The sequence below is a fragment of the Kitasatospora sp. NPDC057512 genome (assembly GCF_042802135.1).
In the GTDB taxonomy this organism is placed as follows: Bacteria; Actinomycetota; Actinomycetes; order Streptomycetales; family Streptomycetaceae; genus Kitasatospora.
Genome location: NZ_JBHVET010001207.1, coordinates 1 through 1437 on the forward strand (window position 1 = coordinate 1; position 1437 = coordinate 1437).

Annotated in this window: 2 protein-coding genes; both read right to left on the reverse strand. The window is 70.4% G+C overall.

All coding sequences use genetic code 11. From position 1 onward, the window contains the following. Positions 1-172: 172 nt before the first annotated feature. Positions 173-727 (reverse strand): hypothetical protein, encoded by a 555-nt coding sequence (locus ACFU6K_RS38950; RefSeq protein WP_380671399.1) that lies wholly within the window; start codon positions 725-727, stop codon positions 173-175. Positions 728-914: 187 nt separating this feature from the next. Continuing rightward, on the reverse strand, positions 915-1437 hold a 523-nt coding region (locus ACFU6K_RS38955; RefSeq protein WP_380671401.1), incomplete at its 5' end, for a hypothetical protein.

Genomic DNA, 1437 nt, shown 5'->3' on the forward strand with positions numbered 1-1437 from the left:
GTCTCCGGTCGACCCGAACCGGCACCCTTGGGACGCCACGGCCTGGTCGCCAGGACGTACACCGTGAGCGAGCCCGGGCCCGTGTGGTCCGCATCGATCCCGCGGCTCGGGCTCTTCACGCCGTCGGCCGGGTGGAAGCCGCCCGTGCACCGAGCCAGCGGCGGCCGGCCCCTCAGCACTGCACGACACGGCCCTTCTCGAAGCCGAGGTCGAGACGTTCCTCGCCCGGCTTCCCGTCCCGCCGGACGGACACCCGGTACTCCCCCTGGAGATTCCTCGGGATCGAGGCGGTGTAGACGGTGCGTCGGGCCCCGGCCAGGTCGACCACGTACACCTGGCGGACCGGGAAGTCCCTTCCCTGGCACGACAGACCATCGATCGTCTCACCGCTGGCCATCACCCGCACCACCCACGACGCCTCCCCGTCACGTTCGCGCAGCCCCGGGTCCATGAAGACGCCGACGCTCGGAACCCGCCGCCCGGAGGTCTCCTCCACCGTCTCGCACCAACCCGCCGTGACGGACTCCGACGCGGCGCACAGACCCCCGGTCCGCTCCGCCTGCCAGATCAGCTCCGGCCCGTACCCGCCGTCGTACTCGACCAGCGTGAACCGGTCACCCGCCGGCGCCGTCCCGTTCTCCTTCGCCGTCCGCAGGATCACCTGCTTTGAGCTCTCCGCAAACACCGGCCGGACCACGGGCGCCGACGTGGCACCCTTGCTGGCCACCCCTCCGGCCCCACCCCCGGTACACGCACTGGCAGCACACACCAGACCCACGAGAACAGCGCTCAACCTCATGGAACGTCCCACCACGTGACCCATCCCCCCCATGCGCATTGCTCAAGACCTCGCCATGGCGCCGCCGACCGGACGGCCCCGGTCTTCTCGGCCTGCCGGATCGACTACGGGCGAACTACGCCCTCACGAACGTACGATCCACATTCCCACGCGGCCGAGCGCCCAGGGCGGTCACCTGCCCGTTCCGTTCTTCCTGCAGGTAGATCTGACAGTCCTGCCCACGGCTGTAGTTCCGCAGGGTCACGAAAACCCCCGAACCTGCGTCGTCGACGCTCCCGATCTTCCAGCTCCCCCGGTACTCGCCGAGCGGATCGCCACTCGCCGCGGACTCCTTCAAACAGAAGTAGCCGTCGAGCCGCACCTCCCCGAGCGTCCCGCCCTCCCGCAGCTCGATCACCTCGTCCCGCGCGACCCACCGGCCCACGTAGTCCTTCGCCTCCGGCCCTCCGGGCCTGAGCTTCAGGTAACCGGTCACGCCGACGATCAGCAGGAGGCCCGCCAGCAGGACCACCCCCTCCCGCGACTTCGGGAATCCCCTCACAGCACGGTCACCTGTTCCTCCCCCGGCGGCCCGGGATGGGGCCGACACCGCTTCGCCTCCGGACGAACGCCGTGAGCGTCCCACCCGATCATCGGGT